27 protein-coding genes are annotated in these 24959 nt (G+C 71.2%); 16 read left to right on the plus strand and 11 right to left on the minus strand.

From position 1 onward, the window contains the following. Positions 1 to 41 precede the first annotated feature (41 nt). The 3 genes from AS97_RS05500 (at position 42) to AS97_RS05510 (ending at position 2749) form a co-directional block, all read left to right on the plus strand. Positions 42 to 1358 (plus strand): family 2 encapsulin nanocompartment cargo protein terpene cyclase, encoded by a 1317-nt coding sequence (locus AS97_RS05500; RefSeq protein ID WP_125757426.1) that lies wholly within the window; start codon positions 42 to 44, stop codon positions 1356 to 1358. A gap of 17 nt (positions 1359 to 1375) precedes the next feature. Beyond that, positions 1376 to 2275 (plus strand): geranyl diphosphate 2-C-methyltransferase, encoded by a 900-nt coding sequence (locus AS97_RS05505; RefSeq protein WP_063804865.1) that lies wholly within the window; start codon positions 1376 to 1378, stop codon positions 2273 to 2275. Between the two features lie 90 nt (positions 2276 to 2365). Then, the gene (locus tag AS97_RS05510) at positions 2366 to 2749 is read left to right on the plus strand and encodes a VOC family protein (RefSeq protein ID WP_059143900.1); all 384 of its coding nucleotides are present in this window, start codon (positions 2366 to 2368) and stop codon (positions 2747 to 2749) included. Between the two features lie 43 nt (positions 2750 to 2792). Here the strand turns inward: AS97_RS05510 and AS97_RS05515 are convergent, their stop codons facing one another. Continuing rightward, positions 2793 to 3926, minus strand: coding sequence for an NAD(P)/FAD-dependent oxidoreductase (locus AS97_RS05515; RefSeq protein WP_210564432.1), 1134 nt, complete (start codon positions 3924 to 3926; stop codon positions 2793 to 2795). A gap of 519 nt (positions 3927 to 4445) precedes the next feature. After that, positions 4446 to 5498, minus strand: coding sequence for an Lrp/AsnC family transcriptional regulator (locus AS97_RS05520; RefSeq protein WP_247204244.1), 1053 nt, complete (start codon positions 5496 to 5498; stop codon positions 4446 to 4448). A 140-nt stretch (positions 5499 to 5638) separates the two neighbouring features. Here AS97_RS05520 and AS97_RS05525 point away from each other — a divergent pair, with 140 nt between their 5' ends. After that, positions 5639 to 6364, plus strand: a complete 726-nt coding sequence (locus AS97_RS05525; RefSeq protein WP_059143903.1) for an SDR family NAD(P)-dependent oxidoreductase — start codon at positions 5639 to 5641, stop codon at positions 6362 to 6364. Positions 6365 to 6398: 34 nt separating this feature from the next. Here the strand turns inward: AS97_RS05525 and AS97_RS05530 are convergent, their stop codons facing one another. Together AS97_RS05530 and AS97_RS05535 are read right to left on the minus strand one after the other, a co-directional pair. Then, positions 6399 to 6608: a helix-turn-helix transcriptional regulator gene (locus tag AS97_RS05530; RefSeq protein WP_059143904.1), complete on the minus strand. Its 210-nt coding sequence runs from the start codon at positions 6606 to 6608 to the stop codon at positions 6399 to 6401. Further along, entirely contained in the window at positions 6596 to 7234 is a 639-nt protein-coding gene (locus AS97_RS05535) for a hypothetical protein (RefSeq protein ID WP_210564433.1), read from the minus strand. The genes AS97_RS05530 and AS97_RS05535 overlap by 13 nt, the downstream gene beginning before the upstream one ends. Before the next feature lie 543 nt (positions 7235 to 7777). On the opposite strand from AS97_RS05535, the gene AS97_RS05540 reads away from it, so the two are divergent. The 3 genes from AS97_RS05540 to AS97_RS05550 all read left to right on the plus strand — a co-directional run bounded on the left by AS97_RS05540 (position 7778) and on the right by AS97_RS05550 (position 10373). Further along, positions 7778 to 8197 carry a YciI family protein gene (locus tag AS97_RS05540; protein WP_086708865.1) on the plus strand — a complete coding sequence of 140 codons (420 nt, stop codon included), beginning with the start codon at positions 7778 to 7780 and terminating at the stop codon, positions 8195 to 8197. Then, positions 8194 to 9408, plus strand: a complete 1215-nt coding sequence (locus AS97_RS05545) for a DUF6596 domain-containing protein (protein ID WP_059143907.1) — start codon at positions 8194 to 8196, stop codon at positions 9406 to 9408. The genes AS97_RS05540 and AS97_RS05545 overlap by 4 nt, the downstream gene beginning before the upstream one ends. Before the next feature lie 149 nt (positions 9409 to 9557). Next, positions 9558 to 10373: a DUF899 domain-containing protein gene (locus AS97_RS05550; protein ID WP_086708864.1), complete on the plus strand. Its 816-nt coding sequence runs from the start codon at positions 9558 to 9560 to the stop codon at positions 10371 to 10373. Positions 10374 to 10490: 117 nt separating this feature from the next. Here the strand turns inward: AS97_RS05550 and AS97_RS05555 are convergent, their stop codons facing one another. Then, positions 10491 to 11414: a LysR family transcriptional regulator gene (locus AS97_RS05555; protein ID WP_059143953.1), complete on the minus strand. Its 924-nt coding sequence runs from the start codon at positions 11412 to 11414 to the stop codon at positions 10491 to 10493. A 279-nt stretch (positions 11415 to 11693) separates the two neighbouring features. Here AS97_RS05555 and AS97_RS05560 point away from each other — a divergent pair, with 279 nt between their 5' ends. From AS97_RS05560 to AS97_RS05575, 4 genes are all read left to right on the plus strand, one after another. Beyond that, positions 11694 to 12407: an SDR family oxidoreductase gene (locus AS97_RS05560; RefSeq protein ID WP_059143909.1), complete on the plus strand. Its 714-nt coding sequence runs from the start codon at positions 11694 to 11696 to the stop codon at positions 12405 to 12407. 119 nt (positions 12408 to 12526) lie between these two features. Continuing rightward, positions 12527 to 12907, plus strand: coding sequence for a nuclear transport factor 2 family protein (locus tag AS97_RS05565; protein ID WP_059143910.1), 381 nt, complete (start codon positions 12527 to 12529; stop codon positions 12905 to 12907). A gap of 172 nt (positions 12908 to 13079) precedes the next feature. Continuing rightward, positions 13080 to 14261: a YbfB/YjiJ family MFS transporter gene (locus AS97_RS05570; RefSeq protein ID WP_247204773.1), complete on the plus strand. Its 1182-nt coding sequence runs from the start codon at positions 13080 to 13082 to the stop codon at positions 14259 to 14261. 188 nt (positions 14262 to 14449) lie between these two features. Beyond that, the gene (locus tag AS97_RS05575) at positions 14450 to 14647 is read left to right on the plus strand and encodes a hypothetical protein (protein WP_059143912.1); all 198 of its coding nucleotides are present in this window, start codon (positions 14450 to 14452) and stop codon (positions 14645 to 14647) included. An 80-nt stretch (positions 14648 to 14727) separates the two neighbouring features. Here AS97_RS05575 and AS97_RS05580 read toward each other — a convergent pair whose 3' ends face one another. Further along, positions 14728 to 15714 (minus strand): IS481 family transposase, encoded by a 987-nt coding sequence (locus tag AS97_RS05580; protein ID WP_210564435.1) that lies wholly within the window; start codon positions 15712 to 15714, stop codon positions 14728 to 14730. Positions 15715 to 15801: 87 nt separating this feature from the next. Then, the gene (locus AS97_RS05585; protein WP_210564436.1) at positions 15802 to 16167 is read right to left on the minus strand and encodes a VOC family protein; all 366 of its coding nucleotides are present in this window, start codon (positions 16165 to 16167) and stop codon (positions 15802 to 15804) included. 96 nt (positions 16168 to 16263) lie between these two features. Here AS97_RS05585 and AS97_RS05590 point away from each other — a divergent pair, with 96 nt between their 5' ends. Next, positions 16264 to 17229 (plus strand): WYL domain-containing protein, encoded by a 966-nt coding sequence (locus AS97_RS05590; protein ID WP_125757417.1) that lies wholly within the window; start codon positions 16264 to 16266, stop codon positions 17227 to 17229. A 48-nt stretch (positions 17230 to 17277) separates the two neighbouring features. Here the strand turns inward: AS97_RS05590 and AS97_RS05595 are convergent, their stop codons facing one another. Beyond that, on the minus strand, positions 17278 to 18897 hold the full coding sequence (locus AS97_RS05595; protein ID WP_125757415.1) for an ATP-binding cassette domain-containing protein: 1620 nt from the start codon (positions 18895 to 18897) through the stop codon (positions 17278 to 17280). 141 nt (positions 18898 to 19038) lie between these two features. Here AS97_RS05595 and AS97_RS05600 point away from each other — a divergent pair, with 141 nt between their 5' ends. After that, positions 19039 to 19533 (plus strand): Rieske (2Fe-2S) protein, encoded by a 495-nt coding sequence (locus tag AS97_RS05600; RefSeq protein WP_059143914.1) that lies wholly within the window; start codon positions 19039 to 19041, stop codon positions 19531 to 19533. Here AS97_RS05600 and AS97_RS05605 read toward each other — a convergent pair. Next, positions 19499 to 20203, minus strand: a complete 705-nt coding sequence (locus tag AS97_RS05605) for an isochorismatase family protein (protein ID WP_125757411.1) — start codon at positions 20201 to 20203, stop codon at positions 19499 to 19501. The genes AS97_RS05600 and AS97_RS05605 overlap by 35 nt on opposite strands. Before the next feature lie 57 nt (positions 20204 to 20260). Between AS97_RS05605 and AS97_RS05610 the strand changes: the two genes are divergently transcribed. Beyond that, positions 20261 to 20728, plus strand: coding sequence for a pyridoxamine 5'-phosphate oxidase family protein (locus tag AS97_RS05610; RefSeq protein ID WP_210564437.1), 468 nt, complete (start codon positions 20261 to 20263; stop codon positions 20726 to 20728). A gap of 37 nt (positions 20729 to 20765) precedes the next feature. Here AS97_RS05610 and AS97_RS05615 read toward each other — a convergent pair whose 3' ends face one another. Then, positions 20766 to 21674, minus strand: a complete 909-nt coding sequence (locus AS97_RS05615; RefSeq protein ID WP_059143917.1) for a LysR family transcriptional regulator — start codon at positions 21672 to 21674, stop codon at positions 20766 to 20768. 73 nt (positions 21675 to 21747) lie between these two features. On the opposite strand from AS97_RS05615, the gene AS97_RS05620 reads away from it, so the two are divergent. Then, positions 21748 to 22701, plus strand: a complete 954-nt coding sequence (locus AS97_RS05620) for a DMT family transporter (RefSeq protein ID WP_107119220.1) — start codon at positions 21748 to 21750, stop codon at positions 22699 to 22701. Positions 22702 to 22890: 189 nt separating this feature from the next. Here AS97_RS05620 and AS97_RS05625 read toward each other — a convergent pair whose 3' ends face one another. Next, on the minus strand, positions 22891 to 24219 hold the full coding sequence (locus AS97_RS05625) for an aminotransferase class I/II-fold pyridoxal phosphate-dependent enzyme (protein ID WP_210564438.1): 1329 nt from the start codon (positions 24217 to 24219) through the stop codon (positions 22891 to 22893). Between the two features lie 36 nt (positions 24220 to 24255). On the opposite strand from AS97_RS05625, the gene AS97_RS05630 reads away from it, so the two are divergent. Continuing rightward, entirely contained in the window at positions 24256 to 24957 is a 702-nt protein-coding gene (locus AS97_RS05630) for a pyridoxamine 5'-phosphate oxidase family protein (RefSeq protein ID WP_059143920.1), read from the plus strand. The last annotated feature ends 2 nt before the right edge of the window (positions 24958 to 24959 follow it).

Below are 24959 nucleotides of genomic sequence, written 5' to 3' on the forward strand. Positions count from 1 at the left end.
CGAGATCCGGGACAGCCACCCACCCCATCGAGGAGCTATGGATGCCCGCGCCCGAACCTTCCCCTCCGCAGCCGAGCCCGCCCGCGGCGGGTTCGCACTCCGGGGCGTATGTCCTCGCTGAGGCCGCCGCCCGCGCCCGCGACATCAGGGCCGCCTTGGGCGGCGGCAGATCCCCCGCGCCGTCCTTGCCCGCACCGTCTCCCGCCGACGCCCGCACCGACGTTCCTGCCACCGACGCTCTTCCCGCCGAGGCGCCCACCGCGGGCGCCGGCCTGGGTCGGATCCTGCGTGGTCCCAGTGGTCTGGGCACAGTGGGCCTGCACCTGGCCCGGTGCGAGAGCGCGTCGGCGCCGGTTGAGCCGCCGGCGGCTCCGGCGGAGGGTACCCCGGTCCCGGGCCTCTACCACCATCCGGTGCCGGAGCCCGACCCGGTGCGGGTGGAGGAGGTCAGCCGCAGGATCAAGACCTGGGCGCTGGACGAGGTCGATCTGTACCCGGAGGACTGGGAGGACCAGTTCGACGGCTTCTCCGTGGGGCGCTACATGGTCGCCTGCCATCCGGACGCTCCCACCGTCGACCACCTGCTGCTCGCCACGCGCCTGATGGTCGCCGAGAACGCGGTGGACGACTGCTACTGCGAGGACCACGGAGGATCGCCCATCGGCCTCGGCGGACGCCTGCTGCTGGCGCACACCGCCCTCGACCCCTTGTACACGACGAAGGAGTACCAGCCGAGGTGGGCGGAGTCGCTCCATTCGGACGCGCCCCGGCGCGCGTACCGCTCCGCCATGGAGTACTTCGTCCGAGCGGCCGGCGCCTCCCAGGCGGACCGGTACCGGCACGACATGGCCCGTCTGCACCTGGGGTACCTCGCTGAGGCCGCCTGGGCCCAGACGGACCACGTGCCCGAGGTGTGGGAGTACCTGGCGATGCGCCAGTTCAACAACTTCCGCCCCTGCCCCACCATCACGGACACCGTCGGCGGCTACGAGCTGCCGGCGGACCTGCACGCCACGCCCGCCATGCAGCGCGTCATCGCGCTCGCCGGGAACGCCACCACCATCGTGAACGACCTGTACTCGTACACCAAGGAACTCGCCTCCCCCGGGCATCACCTGAACCTGCCCGTGGTGATCGCCGAGCGTGAGGGCATCTCCGACCGCGAGGCCTATCTGAAGTCGGTCGAAGTCCACAACGACCTCATGCACGACTTCGAAGCCGCGGCCGCGGACCTGGCCGCCGCCTGCCCCGTCCCGAACGTGCAGCGCTTTCTGCGGGGCGTGGCCGCGTGGGTCGACGGCAACCACTACTGGCACCGGACCAACACCTATCGCTACAGCCTGCCCGACTTCTGGTAAGAAGAATGGACTTATCTGTGACCAGCACCGACCTCTCCACCGACGCCGCCGTCTCCACCAGCGCCGCCTCCGTGTTCATCCCCGCCCCGGTGACGCCCTACCAGGGGGACATCGCCCGCTACTGGGACGGCGAGGCCAGGCCGGTGAACCTGCGTCTCGGCGATGTCGACGGCCTTTACCACCACCACTACGGCATCGGCGCCGTCGACCGCACCGCCCTCGGCGACGCCGACGACAGTGCGTACGAGAAGAGGCTGATCGCCGAACTCCACCGCCTGGAATCGGCACAGGCCGAACTCCTCCTGGACCACCTCGGCCCCGTGGAGCGCGACGCCATGCTCGTGGACGCCGGCTGCGGCCGCGGCGGCTCGATGGTCATGGCCCACCAGCGCTTCCGGTGCCAGGTCGAGGGCGTCACCCTGTCGGCCAAGCAGGCGGACTTCGCCAACCAGCGTGCCCACGAGCTCGGCATCGAGGACCACGTCCACGCCCGCGTCTGCAACATGCTCGGCACGCCCTTCGAGACCGGGCAGATCGCGGCCTCGTGGAACAACGAGTCGAGCATGTACGTCGACCTGCACGACCTCTTCGCCGAACACTCCCGCATCCTCGAGGTCGGCGGTCGCTATGTGACCATCACCGGCTGCTGGAACCCCCGTTACGGCCAGCCCTCGAAGTGGGTCTCCCAGATCAACGCGCACTTCGAGTGCAACATCCACTCCCGCCGGGAGTATCTGCGCGCCATGGCCGACAATCGCCTCGTACCGCAGGCCGTCATCGACCTGACCGCCGCGACCCTGCCGTACTGGGAGCTGCGAGCCACGTCCTCGCTGGTCACCGGCATTGAGGAAGCGTTCATCGCCTCCTACAAGGACGGCTCCTTCCAGTACCTCCTGATCGCGGCCGACCGCGTCTGACCGCCTCCTGGCGCTTCGCCCCGTCGCCCTATGGTGGCGGGGCGAAGCGCTGACAGCCAACTCTCGGGTTGTCTCCGTACACTGACGGGCATGGCATGCCGCATCAGTGAGCTGGTCCTCGATTGCGCCGACGCCGAGCGGCTCGCCGCATTCTGGAGCGAGGTGCTCGGCTACGTGGAGCTCGGCCGGGAAGACGACGGAAGCATCGAGATCGGGCCGCCCGACACCGGTTTCGGCGGTCTGCGGCCCACTCTCGTCCTCAGCCCCAGCAGCGACCCGCGGGCCGGGAAGCTCCCGCTGCACATCGACGTCAACGCCACCGACCGCGACCAGGACGCCGAGCTGGAGCGGCTGCTCGCTCTCGGCGCCAGGCCCGCGGACGTCGGCCAGACCGGCAGCGAGAACTGGCACGTCCTGGCCGACCCGGAAGGCAACGTGTTCTGCCTCCTGCACGCCCGGCTCCAGCAGCCCTGACCAGGGACGGACGCGGCCGCTCTGGATGCCCTGGGCCGGTGTCTCACGGGGTCTGCTCGTGGCCGGCCATCATGGTGATCAGGCTGTGGGGTGCGCCTGCTCCGTAGAACATCTCGTGGACCTGGACTCCTTCGGCGGCGGCCGCGGCGCTGCGGGGGAACATGGCCTGCTCGTACGCGGTGAGCGCGGCCTCGATGTCCTCGGGGTGCGCGGCGAGGGCCTCGCCCAGTTCGGCGCCGTCGTACATGGCCAGGTTGGCGCCCTCGCCGTTCGGGAGCGAGAGGTGGGCGGCGTCGCCGAGCAGGGTCACCCCCGGCTCCCGCTCCCACCGGTGCTCGATGGGCAGGGCGTAGAGGGGCCGCAGGACCGGTGCGGTGTCACCGTCGGCGATCAGCGCGGTGAGTTCCGGTGCCCAGCCGTCGAATTCCCGCGTGATCCGGGCGGTGGCCGCGGCGGAATCGGTGAAGTCGATGTTCGCGAACCAGTCCCACGGCCGGGCCAGCATCACGTAGGCGTGCAGGGTGCCGGCCCGCTCCCGGTGAGCCAGGAATCCCTTGCCCGGCGCGAGCGTGAACAGCGACCCGCTGCCGACCGCTTTCGCGCTGTCCGGATGCCGGGTGTCGGCGTCGAACAGGGAGGTCTCGACGTACGACATGCCGATGTACTCGGGTGTCGCAGGGGACAGCAGCGGCCGGACTCGGGACCACGCGCCGTCCGCGCCGACCAGCAGACCGGTGGTGACGGTGGTGCCGTCCGCGAAGGTCACCTCATGGCGGCCCGCGCCGAGGGCACGGGTGCCGCTGGCCTTGTGGCCCCACCGGACAGTGCCGGCCGGGAGCGAGTCGAGGAGCATCTGCCGCAGCTCGCCGCGCAGGACCTCGGGGTTGCCACCCGTACCGTCGTCGGCCGCATCGAGCAGGACGGTCCCGGCCAGGTCGAGAACCCGTATCGCCTGGCGGCCCTCCAGGATGAGGCCACGGAACTCGTTCATCAGACCGGCCGCCCGCAAAGCGGGCTGGCCGCTGTCCTCGTGGATGTCGAGCATCCCGCCCTGCGCACGCGCCATCGGAGAGACCTCCGCCTCGTAGACCGTGGCCGGGATGCCGTGGAGGTGCAGGACGCGGGCGAGCGTCAGGCCGCCGAGTCCGGCACCGATGATCGTGACGTCAGTGGTCATGGTGGTTCCTTGCTGTCGGACGCCTGCCGAATGGGCATCCGGCAGGATTTCCCGAACGGTTCCGGACCCCGCCGACACGCCACCGACAGCGCGACCGACAGCCACCGACAAAGGGCAGGTGCGTACCGACACGGCGGTATTGCAGTCCCGGCACACCGGCAGGCGGCCTGGCGGGCGCGGTCTCGGTAGCCGGCGGCGGCCGAGACGCGGCAGGCGATGGTGCTCGCGAGCGCGGATCTGCTGGACCGCCCGCCGCCCTCCCGACCGTGCCCGGGCTGGAGGTGGCGGCCCGCTATCCGCCCACGGCGCGCGGCATGGACATCGGCGGCGACTTCTACGACCTCATCCCGCTGCGACGCCACCACCGTCGCCGCGGCCATCGGCGACGTCCAAGACCACAGCGTGAACGCCGCCGCCCCCATGGCACAGGTCCTGCTGCTGCTCCACCCGCAAGCGGTCGTCGGATGACAGAGCCGTCGCCCGGCTCGAGCCATCGCCGGGCTCGCCGAGCCCGCGCCCTCAGCGTCGCGCCCGCGCCCTGTGCGGTGGGACGAGACGCTCGCCGGACACGAGCGTGCCGGCCTGCTTGATCTGCCGCAGCACAGGAGACACCTCCATGCTCTGGAGGCCGGACAGCGACCCGATGCGGTCCGAGGTGTACTCGAACAGTTCGTCGAGGTCGCGGCAGTGCGCGACGGCTTGGAGGTTGTAGGGCCCGGAGACGGCCGCGGCGAAGGCTACATGGGGTTCCCGCGCGAGTGTGCGGCCGATGTCCTTGACCGCCGTCGGGTGCGCGCGGAGCCAAAGGTTCGCCCGAGCGTGATAGCCCAGTGCGGCCGGGGCGATCTCGACATCGATGTGGACGACGCGGCGCCGGAGCAAGGCGTGAAGACGGCGTGATGCGCGCCCAGGCGTGAGGTTCGCCGCCGCGCCGAGATCGACGAGGCCGGCGCGACCGTCCACGGCGAGAAGGTCGAGCATCTTCTCGTCCTCGGGGTCGAGGTGCACGGGAACGCGAGGGACCACCGGGGATTCGGCGAAAGGGGCGCCATCGCTTCCGAGGGTCGACTCCTGCTGTGGAGTCAGCGTGCCGCGTAGCGCGGCCCAATAGTGGCCGCGGCCTCCGACGAACTGACGCAGTATCGCGGACGCGTTGATGTCGATGACGGCCGCGGTGCGCGGAAGTCGTCGGCCGAGGAGTTCCTCGCGCTGTTCCCGCGTCCGCGACCGGACCGCGCAAGTGATCTCGGAGCCCGCGGCGCCGAGGGCCACCCAGCTGACATCGTCGCGCTGCGCGAGTGCGTCGGCGATCGCCGTGACGCTGCCGGGGCGGCACCGCAGTCGCACCAGCCACCTGCTCTGTCCCAGTGCCCCCGGATCGACGACACCGGCTACGCGGATGACGCCATCGGCGAGCAACCGGCGATAGCGGCGGCCGACGGCCCCCTCGGAGAGACCGAGCACAGCAGCGATCGAGGCGAACGAGGCCCGCGGAGCCACCTGGAGTGCGCGAATGATCCGCACATCATCGGGCTGTACAGCGGCGGATTCGGCCATCAGCGCGCTCGTCATGAGGGCGATCGTACAAAACCGCGCCCCGGACGTGCCCCGAGCGCGATGGAGCGGCAAGGCTTGCAGCACATCAGGGGTGCCCGCCCGTGGCGGTCGGCACTCCGCAACTCCAAGCAAGAGAAATAAGGGGATGACGCGGAATGTCGTCAACTGACGCGGACCGGCACCGGCCGACCGCTCTCATCGTCGGGGCGTCGCGCGGTCTCGGACACGCGATGGCGGCCGAACTCTTCGACAGGGGATGGAACGTCATCGGCACGGTACGAGACGCAACCGCTCGCACCCTCCTGCACGACCTCGCGGACCGCTCCGACGGACGCGTCAGCGTCGAGCGTCTAGACATCAACGAGCCCACCCAGTTGGCGCCCCTCCATGAGCGTCTCGCCCCACGCACACTCGACGTGCTCTTCGTCAACGCGGGGACCACGAACAACGAGCCGACGCCGATCGGTGCCGTTCCGACAGCCGACTTCGTGGACGTGATGGTCACCAACGCGCTCAGCCCCATGCGCGTCATCGAAGCACTCGAAGACCTCGTCTCTCCGACCGGACTCATCGGGGCGATGTCCTCCGGGCAAGGCAGCATCACGAACAACACGACCGCATCGCGCGAGGTCTACCGGGGCAGCAAGGCAGCCCTGAACATGTTCCTGCGCGGCTTCTCGGTCCGGCAGGTCCAACAGCACGGAAGCCGGCGCGCATTCCTCCTCATGGCGCCTGGCTGGGTCAGCACCGCCCTGGGGGGACCGGACGCGCCACTCACCATCGACGAGAGCGTCCCGCGGGTGGTGGACGTTCTGCTGTCGAGGCTGGGGAAGCCCGGTCTCGCGTATCTGGATCGCTTCGGTCAGACCGTCCCATGGTGAACCCCACCCCGGGAGGGGACACTGCGGGCACCGCTCAGTCCACCCCGTTGGCGACAGCTCCCCGTTCGATCGCCAGCCGGGTCAGTTCGACTCGCGTGTTGATATCGAGCTTGGTGAAGATGTGCTTCATGTGGGTGTTGACGGTGTGCACGGACGCATAGAGCCGGTCGGTGATCGCTCGGTTGGTGAGACCGTCCACGACGAGCCGGATCAGTTTCCGCTCGGATTCGGTCAGGGTCCCCACCCCGGGGGGCCGGTCGTGTGGTGGCGCGGGGCGCCGGTGCGCACACCGAGCCGGCGAAGGCGCGGCCGGATCCGTTCGTGATCACGCAGGGCTCCCGAGGCCGACGCCAGCTCACCCGCCTCTTCGACGTGCGGGATCTCCGCCGTCGTATCGGCCGAGGTGGCCAGGAGTTCGCCCAGGTCCTCGCAGGCCGCGGCCAGGGCCGGCGGCCTGTCACCGCTCCGGTAGGCGGTGATCGCGGACGCCAGTGCGCGCGGGTCGCGGTGGAGCAGGCCGTCCACATGGGCGCGGACCGCCCCGATGATCTGCCGGCTGTCGTCCCGCGCGATCAGGGTGCGCAGTGCGTCGGACACGGCCTGTGCGGCCGATGAGTCGGCGCCACGGAGCGCGATGCGCACGGTCCCGGGCCAGTGGGACGGGCCCACCGTGAGCAGCCGCGTCGGCTCACCGTCCCCGAAGGCGCCCGTGAGTGCCGCCGCCGCGGCGCCGCGCTGGCCCTCCGCGTCCGCCAGGCAGGCGCGCGCGAGCACCACCCACAGGCCGTACCGCTGCGTGTGGGTGCCGGAATCGGCTTCGGCGGCGCGGAGATGGTCCCTGGCCTTGACGAGGTACCCGCGTCGGAGCATCCCGGCCGCACCGGACGGGATCTCCTCGCTGATGGAGGAGGTCTCGACCGAGGGAAAGCTCGCCGAATGACCTTGTACAACACGGCGAACACCACTGCGAACAACGCTGCGGAACGCAGACCGGGGGCGCCGCTTCGGCGCCCGCGAGGAGCTCGTCGCGGGAGCGCCCCGCGCCATGAAAACCGAGAGAGGAATCCGAGGACGGCACCTACGAACGCGTCGAGCGGGGTCGGGGCGGGGCCGCCGATCTCATGGACGCCGAGGTGGGGGCGGAAGCAAGCGGTGTGAGCGACCAGCGTCGCAGTGCTCACCGTGGGGCTCTTCACATCACATGGACCGGGTAGTGCGCCCGGCTGTGACAGGTGCCGCTGACGGCAGGGCGGCCCGCTGACGGCTCGCGGGCGGCGGGGGGAGACGGCCCACTCGCGCTCGTCCACGGGCGCCGAAAAAAGTTCGGCCGGCGATGTCGAGAACCCGCGACCTGCTCCGTCCCCGAGGTGAACGCGACCACAATGGGCCGCATCAGCACCGAGGAGAAACACGATGGCCAAGTACTTGCTGCTCAAGCACTACCGTGGCGCTCCGGCCGCGGTCAACGACGTGCCCATGGACCAGTGGGCGCCGGAAGAGGTCTCTGCGCATGTGCGGTACATGAACGACTTCGCGGCGCGGCTGGAGGGGACCGGCGAGTTCGTCGGCGGCCAGGCACTCGCCCCGGAGGGGACATGGGTGCGGTACGACGGTGAGGGGCGCCCGCCGGTCACCGACGGTCCGTTCGCCGAGACCAAGGACCTCATCGCGGGCTGGATGGTGATCGACGTCGACAGCTACGAGCGCGCCGTCGAGCTGGCCGGGGAGCTGTCGGCCGCCCCCGGGGCGGGCGGCAAGCCGATCCACGAGTGGCTCGAGCTGCGCCCGTTCCTGGCCGAGTCGCCCAACACCACGGAGTGCCCTCATCGATGAACGAGGCCCTGATCCGGAGCCTCACGCCGAGCGTGCTCGCCGTCCTCGTCCGCCGCGGAGCCGACTTCGCGGCGGCCGAGGACGCCGTACAGGACGCACTGGTCGAGGCGGTCCGCGGCTGGCCGGCCGACCCTTCCCCAAGCTCTCGGCTGCGCTCGAGCAGGGGAGACCCCATTCGGGATGCGAAGGGCTGGCTGGTCACCGTGGCCTGGCGCAAGTTCCTCGACGCCACCCGCTCGGATGCCGCCCGCCGCCGGCGTGAGGACCGTGTCGACGAGGAGCCGGCTCCCGGGCCCGCGCCCGCGGTGGACGACACGCTCCAGCTCTACTTCCTGTGCGCCCACCCGTCGCTGACGCCGTCGTCCGCGGTCGCGCTCACCCTGCGCGCCGTGGGCGGGCTGACCACCCGCCAGATCGCCGAGGCCTACCTGGTGCCCGAGGCGACCATGGCGCAGCGCATCAGCCGGGCCAAGCGCACCGTCTCCGATGTGCGATTCGACCAGCCGGGCGACGTCGCCACCGTGCTGCGCGTCCTCTACCTGGTCTTCAACGAGGGCTACTCCGGCGACGTCGACCTCTCCGCCGAGGCCATCCGGCTCACCCGGCAGCTCGCGGCCCAGATCGACCACCCCGAGGTGGCGGGGTTGCTCGCCCTCATGCTGCTCCACCACGCCCGGCGCGCCACCCGGACCGCGCCGGACGGCAGTCTGGTGCCGCTCGCCGAGCAGGACCGCGGCCGGTGGGACACCGCGTCGATCGCCGAGGGCGTGGTGATCCTGCAGGCGGCGCTCGCCCGCGACCGGCTGGGCGAGTTCCAGGCCCAGGCCGCCATCGCGGCACTCCACGCCGACGCGCCCACCATCGAGGAGACCGACTGGGTGCAGATCCTGGAGTGGTACGACGAGCTTGTGCGCCTGACCGACAGCCCGGTCGTCCGGCTCAACCGCGCGGTGGCCGTCGGCGAGGCCGACGGCCCGCGGGCCGGCCTGGCGGCGCTCGCGGAACTGAACGACGCGTCCCCGTCCTCTTCGAGCAGGGGGCACCCCCTGCCCCGCCACACCGCGGTGGCGGCGTACCTCCACGAACGCGACGGCGACCTGGCGACGGCGGCACGGCTGTACGCCGAGGCTGCCCACCAGGCACCCAACCTCGCCGAGCGCGACTATCTGACCCGCCAGGCCGCCCGGCTCAACACCCGTCGGCGTGGCTGACGAGTCGCGCCCGGCGGCCCCGCTCCGTGCGCGCTCGGCCGAGTGCGCGCGGTGCCGCGATGAGTTCCGGCCGGGACGCGAGTCTGTTCTGGTGACCGTCGTAGGACGCCGTACGACGCTGCCCGGTACGAGACACCTCGGAGGACACCATGACGACCGCACCGGACGACCCGACCACCGCGCTGCCCGGCCGCCCGCCCATCGTCGACCTGGCCACCTGGCAGGCCGCCCGTGACGAGCTGCTGGTCCGCGAGAAGGCCCACACCCGCGAGGGCGACGCCATCGCCGCGGCCCGCCGCCGGCTGCCGATGGTGGAGTTCGACGGGACGGTCGAGGTCGTCGGACCGGACGGCCCGGTCCCGTTCCTGGACCTGTTCCAGGGCCGCGACGAGCTCGTGGTCTACCAGCACATGTGGTACGACGGCGCGCCGCACCAGGGGCAGTGCGAGGGCTGTACCACCACGGCCTGGCACCTGAAGGACGCCGTGTACCTCAATGCCCGCGGTGTCTCGTTCGCCATCGTGACCACGGGCCGGTGGGACGAGGTGGCCTCCTTCGTCGACTTCATGGGCTACACCCAGCCCTGGTACTCGGTGCGCGACGTGGCCGCGCCGGTCGGCGGAGACATGGGTTACCTCGCCTGCTTCCTGCGCGACGGCGACCGCGTGTTCCTCACCTACTCCACGACCGCCCGTGGCAATGAGTCGGCCAACGGGTCCCTCGGCCTGCTCGACATGACGCCCTACGGCCGCCGCGAGGCGTGGGAGGACGACCCCGAGGGCTGGCCCGAGGCTCCTCAGGCCGGTGCGCCGGTCGGCGGGCATGGCGCGCCGATCTGCTGGTACTGGCGCACGGACGCGGACGGGAATGCCACCTGGGGCCCGACCGGCCGCCCCGTACCGCAGTGGACCCGCCCCGGCGCGACCCCCGTGGAGACCCTCGGCCGGCAGGGCCACCACTGCTGACACGCCTTCGCCGACGGCGTCGGCAAGGGCGTGGGACGCCCGCGCGCTCGGTCGGTGGGCGGCCCCTGGCGGGAGACGGGCCGCCCAGGCTTGCCACTCCCCAGGGTCCGCCCCGGTCTACCGCTTGTACGGATCCCCGTCGGGGAGCCATGCGTCCGGCGCGTGGATGCCGAAGTCGCCGACGTCTTCCGTCAGGGCGTCGACGGTGCTCAGTACGGCCGGGCGGACTTCGTCCCGGCGCCAGACGAGAGACCAGGTCCAGTAGAGCTTCGGCCCGGCCACGGGGCGTGCGGCCAGATCGGGCGGCAGCGAAGCGGTCTGTCCCTTGGGCGAGTTGAGCAGGGGCCGCGCGCTTCGACGCACATGGTCGAAGAACACGGGACCGGTGATGCCGCCGTCCGTGATGCGCGCCACCGGGACGCCGGTCTCTTCGGCCAGCCGCCTCGCGTAGTCGTTCCAGGACAGCCATGTGGTGGTGTCGTCGTCCAGTAGGGCGACGGCGTCCTGGGCACGGACCTCGCCGGTGTCCTGCCCGGCCGAGACGGCGTAGAGCCGCTCCGCGCCGATCAGTCTGGCGCTGAGTCCGAGCTTCTCCAGATCGTCGTCGCGGATCCAGCACACCGCGAGGTCGAGGCCGCCGTCCGCGACGCGGGCGGCCTGGGCGTGGGAGGGCGCGACCCATGCGTCGATGTGCAGGCGCGCCACGGACGAGGCGCGGGCGGTCACATCCGCGGGCAGCCAGTTGACGTAGCCGAGCCGGACCGGTTCCGAGCCCGCGATCCTGGCGGCGCGGTGACGGAGGTCGTCAGCGCGCTCGAGCAGGGCCCGGGTGTGCGGGAGCAGGGCCGCTCCGGCCGGAGTGAGGGCCACCGAACGGCGGTCGCGGTCGAAGAGCCGGACGCCGAGATCCCGTTCCAGCGACTTGATCTGCTGGGAGAGGGAGGGGCCGGCGATCAGGAGCCGCTCCGCGGCCCGGCCGAAGTTCAGCTCCTCGGCCACAGCGACGAAATACCGCAACTGGCGCAGTTCCACGCCCGCAATCCTACCCGCGGCCGGAGTCCCGGCCGGTCCCGCCCTCGCCCCCGTGCACGGCCGCGCAGTGGTGCCCGCCGCGCCGGCGGGGCTGTCTCTTATAGGGGGCGGCCGTGTGACCGGCTTCCTCCCTTCTGGTAGGCGCTGCCTCCCACCGCAGGTCACAGCGGTGCCGGGGCGGGCTGGGGGTCTTCGCCCTCCCTGGCGTTTTGTTGACCGGTCGTCTACTTTCATGAAGAGCCGGTCATGAACACCGGTCCGGACAACCCCCCACTGGAGACAGTCACCATGAGCACTCCTGACCAGAAGGTCGCCGTCATCACCGGCGCCTCCCAGGGCATCGGCGCGGGCCTGGTCGATGCCTACCGGAAGCTCGGCTACGCCGTCGTCGCGACCTCGCGCGGGATCGCTCCCTCACCGGATCCGCAGGTCCTCACCGTCCAGGGCGACATCGCCGACCCCGCCACCGCCGAGCGGGTGGCCGGCGCCGCGATAGAGCGCTTCGGCCGCATCGACACGCTGGTCAACAACGCCGGCATCTTCGTCGCCAAGCCGTTCACGGAGTACACGCGGCAGGACTACGACACGGTCACCGGCGTCAACCTGAGCGGTTTCTTCCGCATCACCCAGCTCGCGGTCGAGCAGATGCTCCGTCAGGGCGGCGGGCACGTGGTCCAGATCACCACCAGCCTGGTCGACCACGCGCACTCCGCGGTCGCCTCCGTACTGGCCTCCCTGACCAAGGGCGGACTCCAGTCGGCGACCAAGGCCCTGGCCATCGAATACGCGACCCGCGGGGTGCGCAGCAACGCCGTGTCGCTGGGCATCATCAAGACGCCGATGCACCCGGCGGAGTACCACGACACCCTCGCCGCCCTCCACCCGGTCGGCCGGATGGGAGAGATCAGCGACATCGTCGACGCCGTCACCTACCTGGAGAACGCCCCCTTCGTCACCGGCGAGATCCTCCACGTCGACGGCGGCCAGAGCGCCGGCCACTGACCCCCACACCGCCCGGGCGCCGCACCCGCCGCCCGGGCACACCCCTCTCGGACCGTGATCCTCAGGCGTCGGCTCTCCGGCAGGCGGGCGACGCCTCACCCCCTGTTGGAGCTGACACCATGAGTACTGATTCACCGGACGACCCCCTGCACGAGGTGCTGAGCCGCTGGCAGGCCGCTTTCGACGGCCACCAGACGGACACGATGGCCGACCTGTTCACACCCGACGCCCTCTTCCAGGGGTTCGGGCCCGAGACGATCTCCGGCCGGGAGGCGGTGCGCGGCTATTACGCGGCCGTTCCGGACTACCGCAGGGCCCATCTGGGGAACGTCCAGGGCTACCGGATCGGCCCACACATGGCCGGGGGCTTCGCCGACGTCACCTTCCGGGATCCCACGGGCTGGGAGGCCGCGGTGCATCTGTCGCTGGTCCTGCAGCGCGAGGGCCGCGGTTGGCGGATCCGTCAGTACCACGTCTCCCGGATCGTCGCTGATCACTGAGGCGCTGCCCGTAAGAGGCTGTGCCTACCAGCAGTGAGGAAGCCGATCCTGGCACTCGCCCTGGTGGCGGGCGCAGCCTGGGGCCATGCAGCAGCACGTCACCGACTCCCGAGGCGGACGTCACTCACCCTGGGGCCATGTCGTACAGGCCGCCGCCGCGCTGGGAGCGGGCATGGGTGTGGGCCGTTTCGTCTACACCCCGATTCTTCCCCTGATGCACGCTCAGGCCCATCTGTCCGCCGCGACGGGGGCGAATCTCGCCACCGCCAACTACGTCGGCTATCTGCTCGGCGCGCTCGCCGGAACCTTCCTGCCCCGGCTGGTGCGTTCCCCGGCCGTGCTGCGGGGTTGCCTGGTGGTGCTGGCGGTGTCCCTGGCAGCGATGCCCGTGACCCACTCCCCCGGTGTATGGCTGGTACTCCGGCTTTGTGCGGGCGTGGCCAGTGCGCTGATCTTCGTCATCGCCGCCAGCTCCCTGCTCAGCCATCTGCGCGACCACCCCGCGCACTTGCCCGGGTGGGCCTTCGGCGGAGTCGGGGCCGGTATCGCCCTGTCCGGGCTGCTCGTCCTCGCCCTGCGCACCATCGCCGACTGGCAGGCCGCGTGGTGGGCCTCCGCCGCGCTGACCGCGCTGCTCGCCCTTCCGGCATGGTTCCTGCGACCGGAACCCGCGCCCCCGTCGGCGTCCGCCACGCCCGGCGCGCAGCAGCGGGCGACCGGTCCGCGCACCCATCGGTGGTTCACCACGCTCCTCGCGTCCTACACGCTGGAGGGCATCGGCTACATCATCGCGGGCACCTTCCTGGTGGCCGCGATCGAGCAGAGCTCTCCCGGCTGGATCGGCAGTGGTGCCTGGGTGCTGGTCGGCCTGGCGGCCATCCCTTCCTCCGCGCTGTGGGCGGGGCTGGGCCGGCGCTGGTCCCGCCCGGGCCTCCTGCTGGCCGCCCTGGCCGTCCAGGCCGTCGGCATCGCGCTGCCCGCGCTGATCGGTGGTGTCGCCGCCGCGCTGCTCTCCGCGGTGCTCTTCGGCGCCACGTTCATCGGCGTCAGTACCCTCGCGCTCGCGACCGGCGCGCATCTGCGCTTCCCCCGCGCGGTCGCCCTGCTGACGGCCGGATACTCGGTGGGCCAGATCCTCGGCCCGCTGGTCGCCACCCCGCTGCTGCGCCACGGGTACCACAAGGCCCTGATCCTCGCGGCCGCCGTCGTCCTGGCGGCCGCCGTCGCGGCAGCCCTCCTCCGGATCGGATTCCCCCACCACATGCCCACACCCGGCCCCCCGGTCGCGCGCTCGGAACCCGCACCCGGCGGGCAGCCCACGGCCGTCGACACCGCGCGGGCGCAGGCGGACTGACCTCCGCAGGAGCCCCGCCGTCGTGGGCGGCACGCCCCTTGTCCGGATCCGGGCATCACCGGCCCACCGGGCCAATCCGTCTCGATGTCCGTACCCCGTGCTATCCACGTTCGTATGACGGATACGACGTACTCCGAATTGCTCGGCCCATCGATGAGTTCGCCGGAAGACTGGACCCGCATGAGCAGGTGGCCTGCCTCTACGGCCTGATCGCTCCGCTGCTCGACCGGGTTGAGCAGGAGGACGAGGAGCTGAGCGATGAGCCCGTGCTCTCGACCCCGGATGCGGTGCGGGGCATCCGCAAGGCCGCCGCGGGCGAGCCGACCGACGTCGACGCGGTCCAGCAGCTGAAGAAGATGGTGCCGGTCAATGGCGCCCACCGTTGATCCGTGGCGTTCCGGCCCATCGTGCGGATCCGGCGGAACGCCCGCCGACCAGCGGACCGCCCGACCAGCGGACCGCCCGGCTAGCTGTACTGACCGGGCACGTTGATCAATCGTGAGAATGGCGGCTGGTTACCGCACGCGGTGTGGGGCCGGTGGTGGTTGTACTGGTGGAGCCAACCGGCCAGTGCGTCGCGTCGTTCTTGCTCGCTGGTGTGGCAGCGGGCGTAGGCCCAGCCATCGGCCATGGTGCGGTGGAAACGCTCGACCTTCCCGTTCGTCTGCGGGCGGTAAGGGCGCGTGAACTTCGAGGTGATCGAAAGCGCTTCGCAGTTGTCGCGCCACAGGTACGAGCGGTACGCGCCGCCGTTGTCCGACAGGACCCTCTCAATGGTGACGCCACGGTCAGCGAACCAGTCGACAGCCCGGTGCAGGAAGCCGACGGCGGTGACGGCTGTTTCGTCGTCGTGGACCTCGGTGTAGGCGACGCGGGAGTGGTCGTCGATGACGGTGTGCACGAATGCGTATCCGACCCTCGGGCCGCCGTAGGCGTTGCGTGACTTGCTCTGCGTCGCGGCGCGGTGCTTCTCGCCTTGGTGGCGGCCGACGTAGCGCCAGCCGCCACCGTCGGGGATGTTCCCGAGCTTCTTCACGTCCACGTGCACCAGTGATCCCGGATGGTCGTGCTCATACCGGCGGACGGGCTCACCGGTCTCACGGTCGACGTAGGGGAGTCGGTTCAGGCGGGCCGATCGCAGGATTCGATGCACTGTCGACGGGGCGATATTGAGTCTCGCAGCGAGCTGGACCGGCCCTTCCCGCAGACGTAGTCGCAGGCTGACGCACGTCTTCGTCACGGTCTTGGGTGTCTTGGCCGGAGAGCTCCGCGGTCGTGAGGATCGGTCCTGCATGGACTCGCCTGCGAGGTAGCGATCGACCCAGCGCTTCACGGTCGGCCAGGACACCTGGAAGCGGGCCGCGACTTCGCTGACTGGCCAGCCGTCGTCAGCGACGAGTCGGGCGACTTTCAGCCGGTGGCGCGGGGTGAGGGCCGCGTTCGAATGCGACATTTCTGAGCTCCTAGACAGGCTGAAAGGCCGGCCATGGTGTGTGGCCGGCCCTTCAGCTTGGAGATATGCGGGGAGGGATAGTGCAGGTCAGTCGACCGGGGAGACTCGGATGAGGTTGCCGTCAGGGTCCGTAATCACGAACGTGCGGCCGAAGACAGCATGATGCGGCTTCTGCACAACGTGGACCCCCTTCGAGGCCCACCTCGTGAAGATCTCGTCAATCGCCTCCGATGGCCCCGGCACCATGAGTCCGATCTCTGTCGTACGAGGGAGGCTCGGGACCGCGTGCTCGCTGTAGCCCGTCCACAGTGCGAACAGGACACCGGGGGCAGCTTCGAAGGCTACGTAGTGGGGACTGGTGAAGGTCGGTTCGATCTCGAACAGGTCACTGTAGAAGGCGGTGGCGGCCTCGGCGTCGCGGACGCCGATCAGGAACAGGTTCGGTGCGGGCATGGAGTGCTCCTCAACTCGTTGATTACTCGGTCCAGCACCCAGTGGATCAACCAATCGCGACGGAACCTGTCACCTTTTCTGAGAACATGGGTAAGCATGAAGGCTTCAAGGCTCCTGCATCTCCTGCTGCTCCTGCAGACCCGTCAGCGGCTCACTACCACGGAGCTCGCCGCGCGTCTTGAGGTGTCCCGGCGGACTGTGCTGCGGGACGTCGAGGCGCTATCGACAGCGGGCGTGCCCGTCTATGCCGAACGGGGGCGGAACGGCGGGATCGTCCTGCTCCCCAGTGCACGGCTCAGCGCATCCCATCTGGAACCACCAGAACTGGAGGCCCTATCCGTGGCCGGCTTGGACAGCGCACTACGTGAGCGAATGGGTCTAACTGCGGTGTGGGAGTCGGCCGAGCGCAAGATCGCCGCCCGCCAGGCTGCAGCACCTGAGTCGCCGAGCCCGCTGCGGCTGGCTGACCTGGTGCTTGTCGACAGCACCGCGTGGTTTGCTGCCCCCGAGGCAGCGGTCGAAGTATCGGCTTTGGCCTCGACCCTGCGACACCGGCGACGCCTTCGAATCCTGTACCGGCGCAGCGCCGAGAGCCAGGCCTCGACACGGGTGGTCGACCCGTACGGGATGGTGGCGAAATCAGGTCGCTGGTATCTCGTCGCCGATGACCAGGGCGACAGCCGGCTGCTCGCTCTGGAACGACTGTCGGCCTTCGAACAGCTAGACGCACCAGCCGTGCTCCAACCAGGCGAAAGCCTCCGCACCAGATGGGCCGTGTTGAAGAAACGCACCGAGGGGCAAGATCGCGTGAGCGTGACCATCCGCCTGCCGGAAAAGGGTCTCGACCTGGCGCGGCGCATCCTCGGCACCCGCATCCACCATGTCTCCGACGCGGAAAAAGGCTCGTGCGTCGTCGTCGTGCGCTACCCCGACATCGAGTCGGTGCGTCAGCTTCTTCAGTTCGGCGACCACATCGAGGTGCTCGCCCCTGAGACGGCCCGCGCACGCATCAGTCAGCTCGCCAGGGATCTGGCTAACAGACACTCAACCCCCGCATCGTGATTGCCGATCAGGTCCCCTGTTCTCAATCAACGTGCCCGGTCAGTACAGCTAGCGGACTCGGTCGACGCGGCGCTCGTCCCAGACCGGCTCCGTCGTCTCGCGGACGACACCGTCCGCGCCGAAGACCAGGAAGCGGTCGAAGGACCGCGCGAACCAGCGGTCATGGGTGACCGCCAGCACCGTCCCGTCATAGGCGCCGAGCCCGTCCTGCAGCGCTTCGGCTGACTCCAGGTCCAGGTTGTCCGTGGGCTCGTCCAGCAGCAGCGCGGTCGTCCCGGCCAGTTCGAGCAGCAGGATCTGGAACCGGGCCTGCTGACCGCCCGAGAGCCGGTCGAAGGTCTGGTCGCCCTGGCGGTCGAGCTCATAGCGCCGTAGCGCGCTCATCGCGCGGCCCCGGTCCCGGGCGTGCTCGGTCCACAGGATGTCGACCAGCGTGCGCCCGAAGAGCTCCGGATGGGCGTGGGTCTGGGCGAAGTGACCGGGCACGACCCGCGCGCCCAGCTTCCACTCCCCCCGGTGGTCGACGCTCTGGCCCGCCAGGAGCCGCAGGAAGTGGGACTTGCCCGAGCCGTTGGACCCCAGGACGGCCACCCGCTCACCGTAGAAGACCTCCAGGTCGAAGGGGCGCATCAGCCCCTCCAGCTCCAGCGCCCGGCAGGTCAGCGCCCGCACCCCGGTGCGTCCGCCCGCGAGCCGCATGGTGATGTCCTGTTTGCGCGGGGGCTCCGGTGGCGGCCCGGCCTCCTCGAACTTCCGCAGCCGGGTCTTGGCGGCCTGGTAGCGGGAGGCCATCTCGTCGCTGCGGGCGGCGTACCGCTGCATGTCCAGCACCAGCCGTTTGAGCTGGGCATGTTTCTCGTCCCAGCGCCGCCGGAGCTCCTCGAAGCGCTCGAACCGCTCCTCGCGGGCGTCGTGGTACGTGGCGAAACCGGCGCCGTGCACCCACACATCGCTGCCCGCCGGGCTCGGCTCGACGCTGACGATCCGGTCGGCCGCGCGGGCCAGCAGTTCCCGGTCGTGGCTGATGAACAGCACGGTCTTACGGGTTTCGCGCAGCCGCTCCTCCAGCCACTGCTTGCCCGGCACGTCGAGGTAGTTGTCCGGCTCGTCCAGCAGCAGCACATCGTCGGGCCCGCGCAGCAGCGCCTCCAGCACCAGCCGCTTCTGCTCGCCGCCGCTGAGGGTGCGCACCTGGCGCCACTGGGCCCGTTCGTACGGCACTCCGAGCGCCGCCATGGTGCACATGTCCCATACCGTCTCGGCCTCGTAGCCACGTGCCTCGGCCCAGTCGCTCAGGCTCTGGGCGTAGGCCATCTGGGCGGCCTCGTCGTCCCGCTCCATGATCGCCAGCTCGGCCTCGTCGACCGCGCGGGCGGCCTCGCGGACCCGGGGCTGGGCCACCGACACCAGCAGGTCGCGCACCGTCCGCTCATCGCGCACGGAGCCGATGAACTGCGGCATCACCCCGAGCGAACCGCTGACCGTGACCGTGCCGCCGTGCGGCTCCACCTCGCCGGAGACCAGCCGCAGCAGCGTGGTCTTGCCCGCCCCATTGGGCCCGACCAGGGCGGCCACCGTGCCCTCCGCGACGCGGAACGACACATCGCCCAGCAGCAACCGTCCGTCGGGCAGGAAAAAGGCGAGGTGCGCGGCCTCCAGATGTCCCATGGTCCGGCATTCTCACGGCCCGGCCGCCCCGTCGGCAAAGCGATTTCCCAAACCGGCCCCGAGGACGCCCGCATATGGCTGAACGCGGGGGCCCCACCATCCGTATGGGAGAGAAACGTCCCCTGATCAGGAGGCACCACCATGACGCAGTCGGCAATCAACGGGCAGGGCACCACCCGCCGCGCCGTCGTCACCGCGGCGGGAGTGGCCGGGCTGGCCGCCACGCTTGCCGCATGCGGCAAGGACGACGGCGGCGATTCGGACAGCGGCAGCGCGGGCAGCGCCCAGGACGCCGGGGGTTCGCAGCCGTCGCAGAGCGCGGAGGGCGGCCAGTCGGCCGGCGGGGACGGCATGGAACTGGCCAAGACCTCCCAGATCCCCGAGGGCGGCGGCATGGTCTTCAAGGACCACAAGGTCGTGGTGACCCAGCCCACGGCGGGCGAGTTCAAGGCGTTCTCGTCGATCTGTACGCACCAGGGCTGCTCGGTCGGCGATGTGACCGGCGGCACCATCAACTGCCCGTGCCACCAGAGCAAGTTCGACATCACCGACGGCAGCGTGAAGGGCGGACCGGCGCAGAAGCCGCTGCCGGGCGCGCAGATCAAGGTGCAGGGAAGCTCGATCTGGATGGCGTGACGGCCGTCCTCCGCCAGCCGGCGACCACCTCGTCGGCCGTGGTGACGGCGGCCACGAGGGCGAGGGTGTGGCGGACCATCGCCGGGGTGTACGAGGCGGGCACCCCGGCGATCGCGTCCTCGGGCACCACGGCCGTGTAGCCGAGGTTGACGGCGTCGAAGACGGCGGCCGGGATCGCCACATTGGCCGACACGCCGGTGATGACCAGTGTGCGGCAGCCCAGATTGCGCAGCAGCGCGTCCACCTCGGTCCCGGCGATCGGCGAGAGGCCGTGCAGCCGCCGTACGATCAGGTCCTCGGCGACCACCGGAACCGGTTCGGCGATCTCCACCGCCGCGCTTCCGGTGAGCTGCCGGACCGGCAGCCGCTCGACGGCCCGGAACAGCGGGGCGTTGCGGTTCGCGCCGCGTCCGTCGGCGCGCCGCTCGGCCACCGCGTGCAGCACCTGGACGCCCGTGTCGTGGGCGGCCGCCACCAGCTGGGCGACACGCCCGAGCGCACCGGACTCCTGGGCCGCGGCCGCCAGTTCGGGCAGCGCGCTGTCCGGGCCCACCACACCGCGCTGGCATTCGACGGTGAGCAGGGCGCAGCCTTCCGGCCGGAGCAGTTCCACCAGGTCTTCGCGGGGGCTCGGGGTCACGGCGCGGGAGAGTAGCGTCCCTTGCGTCATCAAGGAAGAGCCATCATCCTGTGCCGCACATCCAGTTACCGGGAGGTACAGGGTCGGATGACCGTCACCCAGCGGCGGGGACGCCGCATCATGATGGCCCAGGACGAGCTGGACGCCTTCCTCGCCGAACAGCGCACCTGCCGGGTGGCGACCGTCGCCGCGGACGGGCGGCCGCATGTCAGCCCGCTGTGGTTCTGCTGGGATGGCGCCGCCCTGTGGCTGTACTCCCTGACCCGCAGCCGCCGCTGGGCCGAGGTGCGCCACGATCCGCGGATCGCCGTGGTGATCGACGACGGGCACGACTACGGCGAACTGCGCGGAGTGGAGCTCTCCGGCGAGGCGGTCCTGGTCGGCGAGGCACCGCGCACCGGCGTGTCGTGCCCCGAACTCGACACGCCCGAGCGAATGTTCGCGGCGAAGTACTTCGGCCTGGACGCCATGCCGCACGACGGGCGCCATGCGTGGCTGCGCCTGGCCCCCGAGACGATCCGCTCCTGGGACTTCCGCAAGATGCCGCAGGGCTGACCAGGCCCCCGGGCAAGGGCTCCGGGTCGGTCGGCGGTCAGTCGATGATCTTCTCGCCGACGGACCGCAGCACCTCGACCGCCGCCCGGATCGAGGGCCTGCGATCGGCGTCCGCGCGCCAGATCGCGTAGATGTGCCGCCGCATCGTGGGCTGGCTGACGGGCACCATCCGCACCCCCTCGGGCACCGGGCCACGGCCCAGCCGGGGCACCACGGCGATGCCCAGCCCGGCGGCGATCAGCGAGAGCTGGGTGTGGTGCTCATGCGCGGTGTGCCGGATCCTCGGCTCGATGCCCTTGCCGCGCAGGGTCACCATCAGCCAGTCGTAGCAGAACCCGCCCTTGGGCCAGGAGACCCACTCGTCGTCCACGAAGTCCTCCGGCTCGACAGCGTGCCGGTCGGCGAGGGGGTGGTCGGCGGGCATCGCCACATCCACCGGGTCGTCCAGCAGGGCCGCCTTCACCAGCCCGCCGGGCATCGGCAGGGGCTTGTTGTACCAGTCCAGGACCACGGCCAGATCGATGTCGCCGCGCACCACCGAGGGCACCGACTCATCGGGCTCCATCTCCTGCAGCCGCACATTCAGCTGCGGATGCTCGGTGCGCAGCCGGCTCAGCGCTTCGGGAAAGAGACCGCGGACGGCGGTCGGGAACGCGCCCAGCAGCAGCTCGCCGACGGCATGGCCACGCTGCGCCTCCAGATCCGCCTGGGCCAGCTCCACCTGGGAGAGGATGCGCGCCGCGTGGTCGGAGAGCAGCCGCCCGGCGTCGGTGAGCCGGATCCCGCGTCCGTTCTTGGCGAGCAGCTGCTGACCGGTCTCCCGCTCCAGCTTGGCGAGTTGCTGGGAGACGGCGGAGGTGGTGACGTGCAGCCCCTCGGCGGCGCCGCTCACGGAGCCGTGGCGGGCCACGGCGTGCAACGTCCGTAGGCGATCCAGGTTCAACATGTAAGGAATCCTACGCGATACCGCGAACGAAATCTCGCTTGTCCTAAGAGGTTGTAGCCCACATCGTAAGGGCATGACCTCAGCGACCGCCCCGGCACCCCCTGCCGCCGCCTCCACCGCGGAGACCTCCTCCTCCCCCGCCCGCAGACCGCTCCTCGACTGGCGGATCCGCTTCGGCGTGCTGTCCCTGATCTGGGGCTTCAGCTTTCTCTTCATCAAGGTGGGCAATGAGGCGTTCGCCCCCTTGTACGTCACGCTCGGGCGGATGCTGTTCGGCACCGCCGTGCTGCTCGTGACGCTGGTGGTGCAGCGGGAGCGGCTGCCGCGCGGGGCGCGGGTCTGGGGCCATCTGGCGGTCGCCGCGTTCTTCCTCAACGCGCTGCCGTTCTCGCTGTTCGCCTACGCCGAGCTGACCATCCCCTCCACCCTGGCCGGTATCTGCAACGCCGCCTCGCCCCTGTGGGGGATGCTGCTCGCGGTGGTCGTGGTCTCCGACGACCGGCCGAGCCGTCAGCGTGTCGCGGGTCTCGGGCTCGGCTTCATCGGCGTGTTGATCGTGCTGGGCGCCTGGCAGGGCTTCTCCGGCCAGGACCCGCTGGGCACGGTGCTGGCGCTGATCGCCTCGGCCAGCTACGCGGTCGGCTGGCAGTACGTCCGGCGCACGCTGAGCGACACGGGCCACTCCCATCTGTCGATGTCCGGCGGCCAGCTGCTGCTCGGCACGGTGCAACTCGCCCTCGTCGCGCCAGTGTTCGCGACGACGCCCAGCTCCTTCCCCCTGCTGCCCGTGCTCTCCGTGCTCGCCCTGGGCGCGCTGGGCACCGGCGTGGCGTTCCTGATCCAGTACGGGCTCGTCGACGAGGTCGGCCCGACGACGGCGATGACGGTCACCTACTTCGTCCCGGTGATCGCCACCACCGCGGGCGTGGCGATCCTCGGGGAACACCTCACCTGGAACACGCCGGTGGGCGCGGCCGTCGTCCTCGTCGGCGCGGCCCTGGCCCAGCGGCGCTCCGCTGCCCGATAGCCGCCCCGCTGCCCGATAGCCGCCCCGCCGCCCGAAAACCGGTCGGCTGCCCGTGGGCCGACCGGCCGCCCGTCGGCCGATCGAGGGCACCGGCCGTCACCTCAGCTCGTCGAACACCAGGGCACGGCCGCGCCCGCCGGTTGGCGCTGAGCCCTCGCCCTCGGTGGTCGGTGTGCGGAATCCCGGGCACTAGTCCAGCCGTCCCGAGACCGTCGCCCCCGCCGCCGCGGCCACCGCGGCGGCGACCGTCTCGATCTCGTCGGGAGCCAGCGGCGAGACCGTCAGCCGGATCCCCGGTGGCGAGGCCACGCGGAAGCGCGCCCCGGGGGCGACGGCCCAGCCCGAGGCCAGCAGCCGGGCGACCGCGCCGGTCTCATCGGGGACCGGCACCCACACATTCATCCCGCTCCGCCCGTGCGCGGCGATCCCCCGCACCCGCAGAGCCCGCACCAGCGCGGCGCGCCGCGTGTCGTACGACGCCGCCACCGCCGCCGCGTCGACCGCACCCGTCCGCCACAGCCCGCCGACCGTGTCCTGCAGCAGATGGCTGACCCAGCCCGGCCCCAGCCGCTGGCGGCCACGCACCCGGTCCAGGGTGACGGGGTCGCCGGTGAGCACGGCGAGCCGCAGATCCGGGCCGTACGCCTTGGCGGTGGAGCGGACCAGCGCCCAGTGGTCCGTACCCCCGGCCAGGAGGCGCAGCGGGAGGTCCACGATGCCGTGCCCGTGGTCGTCCTCGATCAGCAGCACGGAAGGGTGGGCGGCGAGCACGGTGCGCAGCTCCCGGGCGCGTGTCGCGCTCACCACCGCGCCGGTCGGGTTCTGCGCCCGGTCGGTGACCACCAGCGCCCGCGCCCCCTGGGCCAGCGCCTGCTCCACCCGCTCGGGCAGCGGTCCGTCGTCGTCGACTCCGACCGGGACGGCACGCAGCCCGAGCGCCGGGATCAGGTCGAGCAGACTGCCCCAGCCGGGGTCCTCGACCGCGACCGCGTCACCGGGACGCAGATGCGCGGCCAGTACTCGCTCGATCGCGTCGAGCGCGCCGGAGGTGACGGCGACCGGCCCGGCCGGCACCCCGTCCGCGTCGAGCGCGGCCCGGGCGAGTCCGGCGACCTCGGGGACGACATCCGGCGCGCCGTACAGCGTGGGGCGCTCCGCCGCCCGGGCCGCGGCCGCCGCGAGCGGCGCGCCGAGCGGGGGCAGCAGCGCGGGATCGGGGTTGCCGCTCGACAGGTCGCGCGCCCCGGTGGCATCGACGCCGATCCACTCGCGGGGCGTACTGGAGGGGCGGGAGCGCACCCGGCTTCCCCGGCGCCCCGCCGTTTCGATCACGCCCCGTTCGCGCAGCACGCGATAGGCGGCCGCGACCGTATTGGGATTCACGCTCAGCCGCTGCGCCAACTCCCGCAAGGGCGGCAGCAGTTGACCCGGCGGCAGCTCACCGGCGCCAACCGCGCGCTCCACACTGGCCGCGATCTCGGCTGCGCGTCGGCCGACGATCGGATATTCTCCTAGCACAAACGCTATTTTGCACTAATGCAATGGAGGACGCAAATGCCCGCCCCGGACGCCACCGCCGCGACCAACGCGCCCGACAACGCCTACGCGCCCACCGACCGCACCGTGCCCACCCGCTCCCGCGAGCGCGCGTCGTACGACCGGGAGGTGGTGCACGCGATCCTCGACGAGGGCTATGTCTGCCATCTGGGCTTCCTACGCGATGGCGCCCCCGTCGTCCTGCCGACCCTCTACGGCCGGGTCGGGGAGCGGCTGTACCTCCACGGTTCGACGGGCGCGCGCCCCCTGCGCATGGCGGGCGCGCCGGGCGGCGAGGAGCCGGGGCTGCCGGTGTGTCTCACCGTCACCCATGTCGACGGGCTGGTCCTGGCCCGCTCGGCGTTCCACCACTCCATCAACTACCGCTCGGTGGTGGTGCACGGCATCGCCCGGCCGGTGACCGATCCGGCCGAGCGCACCGCGGCCCTGGACGCCCTGGTGGACCATGTGGTGCCGGGCCGCGCCGCCGACTCCCGGCCCGCCAACGCCAAGGAGCTGGCCGCCACCGCCGTGCTCAGCCTCGACCTCGAAGAGGTCTCCGCGAAGATCCGCACCGGCGGGCCCAGCGACGACGCCGAGGATCTGGGGCTCCCCCACTGGAGCGGCGTGGTGCCCGTCGCCCGCGCGTACGGCGCGCCGGAGCCCGCCGAGGATCTCGCACCCGACACGCCGGTGCCCGGCTACCTCACCCGGCTCTGACC

This window comes from Streptomyces sp. AgN23 (assembly GCF_001598115.1).
In the GTDB taxonomy this organism is placed as follows: Bacteria; Actinomycetota; Actinomycetes; order Streptomycetales; family Streptomycetaceae; genus Streptomyces; species Streptomyces antimycoticus.

Excerpts from the sequence above, each read along its gene's own strand:
- AS97_RS05500 (WP_125757426.1), top strand. The coding sequence starts at position 42 with ATGCCCGCGCCCGAACCTTCCCCTCCGCAGCCGAGCCCGCCCGCGGCG.
- AS97_RS05510 (WP_059143900.1), top strand. The coding sequence starts at position 2,366 with ATGGCATGCCGCATCAGTGAGCTGGTCCTCGATTGCGCCGACGCCGAG.
- AS97_RS05515 (WP_210564432.1), bottom strand. The coding sequence starts at position 3,926 with ATGACCACTGACGTCACGATCATCGGTGCCGGACTCGGCGGCCTGACG.
- AS97_RS05520 (WP_247204244.1), bottom strand. The coding sequence starts at position 5,498 with ATGACGAGCGCGCTGATGGCCGAATCCGCCGCTGTACAGCCCGATGAT.
- AS97_RS05525 (WP_059143903.1), top strand. The coding sequence starts at position 5,639 with ATGTCGTCAACTGACGCGGACCGGCACCGGCCGACCGCTCTCATCGTC.
- AS97_RS05535 (WP_210564433.1), bottom strand. The coding sequence starts at position 7,234 with ATGCTCCGACGCGGGTACCTCGTCAAGGCCAGGGACCATCTCCGCGCC.
- AS97_RS05540 (WP_086708865.1), top strand. The coding sequence starts at position 7,778 with ATGGCCAAGTACTTGCTGCTCAAGCACTACCGTGGCGCTCCGGCCGCG.
- AS97_RS05545 (WP_059143907.1), top strand. The coding sequence starts at position 8,194 with ATGAACGAGGCCCTGATCCGGAGCCTCACGCCGAGCGTGCTCGCCGTC.
- AS97_RS05550 (WP_086708864.1), top strand. The coding sequence starts at position 9,558 with ATGACGACCGCACCGGACGACCCGACCACCGCGCTGCCCGGCCGCCCG.
- AS97_RS05560 (WP_059143909.1), top strand. The coding sequence starts at position 11,694 with ATGAGCACTCCTGACCAGAAGGTCGCCGTCATCACCGGCGCCTCCCAG.
- AS97_RS05565 (WP_059143910.1), top strand. The coding sequence starts at position 12,527 with ATGAGTACTGATTCACCGGACGACCCCCTGCACGAGGTGCTGAGCCGC.
- AS97_RS05570 (WP_247204773.1), top strand. The coding sequence starts at position 13,080 with ATGGGTGTGGGCCGTTTCGTCTACACCCCGATTCTTCCCCTGATGCAC.
- AS97_RS05580 (WP_210564435.1), bottom strand. The coding sequence starts at position 15,714 with ATGTCGCATTCGAACGCGGCCCTCACCCCGCGCCACCGGCTGAAAGTC.
- AS97_RS05585 (WP_210564436.1), bottom strand. The coding sequence starts at position 16,167 with ATGCCCGCACCGAACCTGTTCCTGATCGGCGTCCGCGACGCCGAGGCC.
- AS97_RS05590 (WP_125757417.1), top strand. The coding sequence starts at position 16,264 with ATGAAGGCTTCAAGGCTCCTGCATCTCCTGCTGCTCCTGCAGACCCGT.
- AS97_RS05595 (WP_125757415.1), bottom strand. The coding sequence starts at position 18,897 with ATGGGACATCTGGAGGCCGCGCACCTCGCCTTTTTCCTGCCCGACGGA.
- AS97_RS05600 (WP_059143914.1), top strand. The coding sequence starts at position 19,039 with ATGACGCAGTCGGCAATCAACGGGCAGGGCACCACCCGCCGCGCCGTC.
- AS97_RS05605 (WP_125757411.1), bottom strand. The coding sequence starts at position 20,203 with ATGACGCAAGGGACGCTACTCTCCCGCGCCGTGACCCCGAGCCCCCGC.
- AS97_RS05610 (WP_210564437.1), top strand. The coding sequence starts at position 20,261 with ATGACCGTCACCCAGCGGCGGGGACGCCGCATCATGATGGCCCAGGAC.
- AS97_RS05615 (WP_059143917.1), bottom strand. The coding sequence starts at position 21,674 with ATGTTGAACCTGGATCGCCTACGGACGTTGCACGCCGTGGCCCGCCAC.
- AS97_RS05620 (WP_107119220.1), top strand. The coding sequence starts at position 21,748 with ATGACCTCAGCGACCGCCCCGGCACCCCCTGCCGCCGCCTCCACCGCG.
- AS97_RS05630 (WP_059143920.1), top strand. The coding sequence starts at position 24,256 with ATGCCCGCCCCGGACGCCACCGCCGCGACCAACGCGCCCGACAACGCC.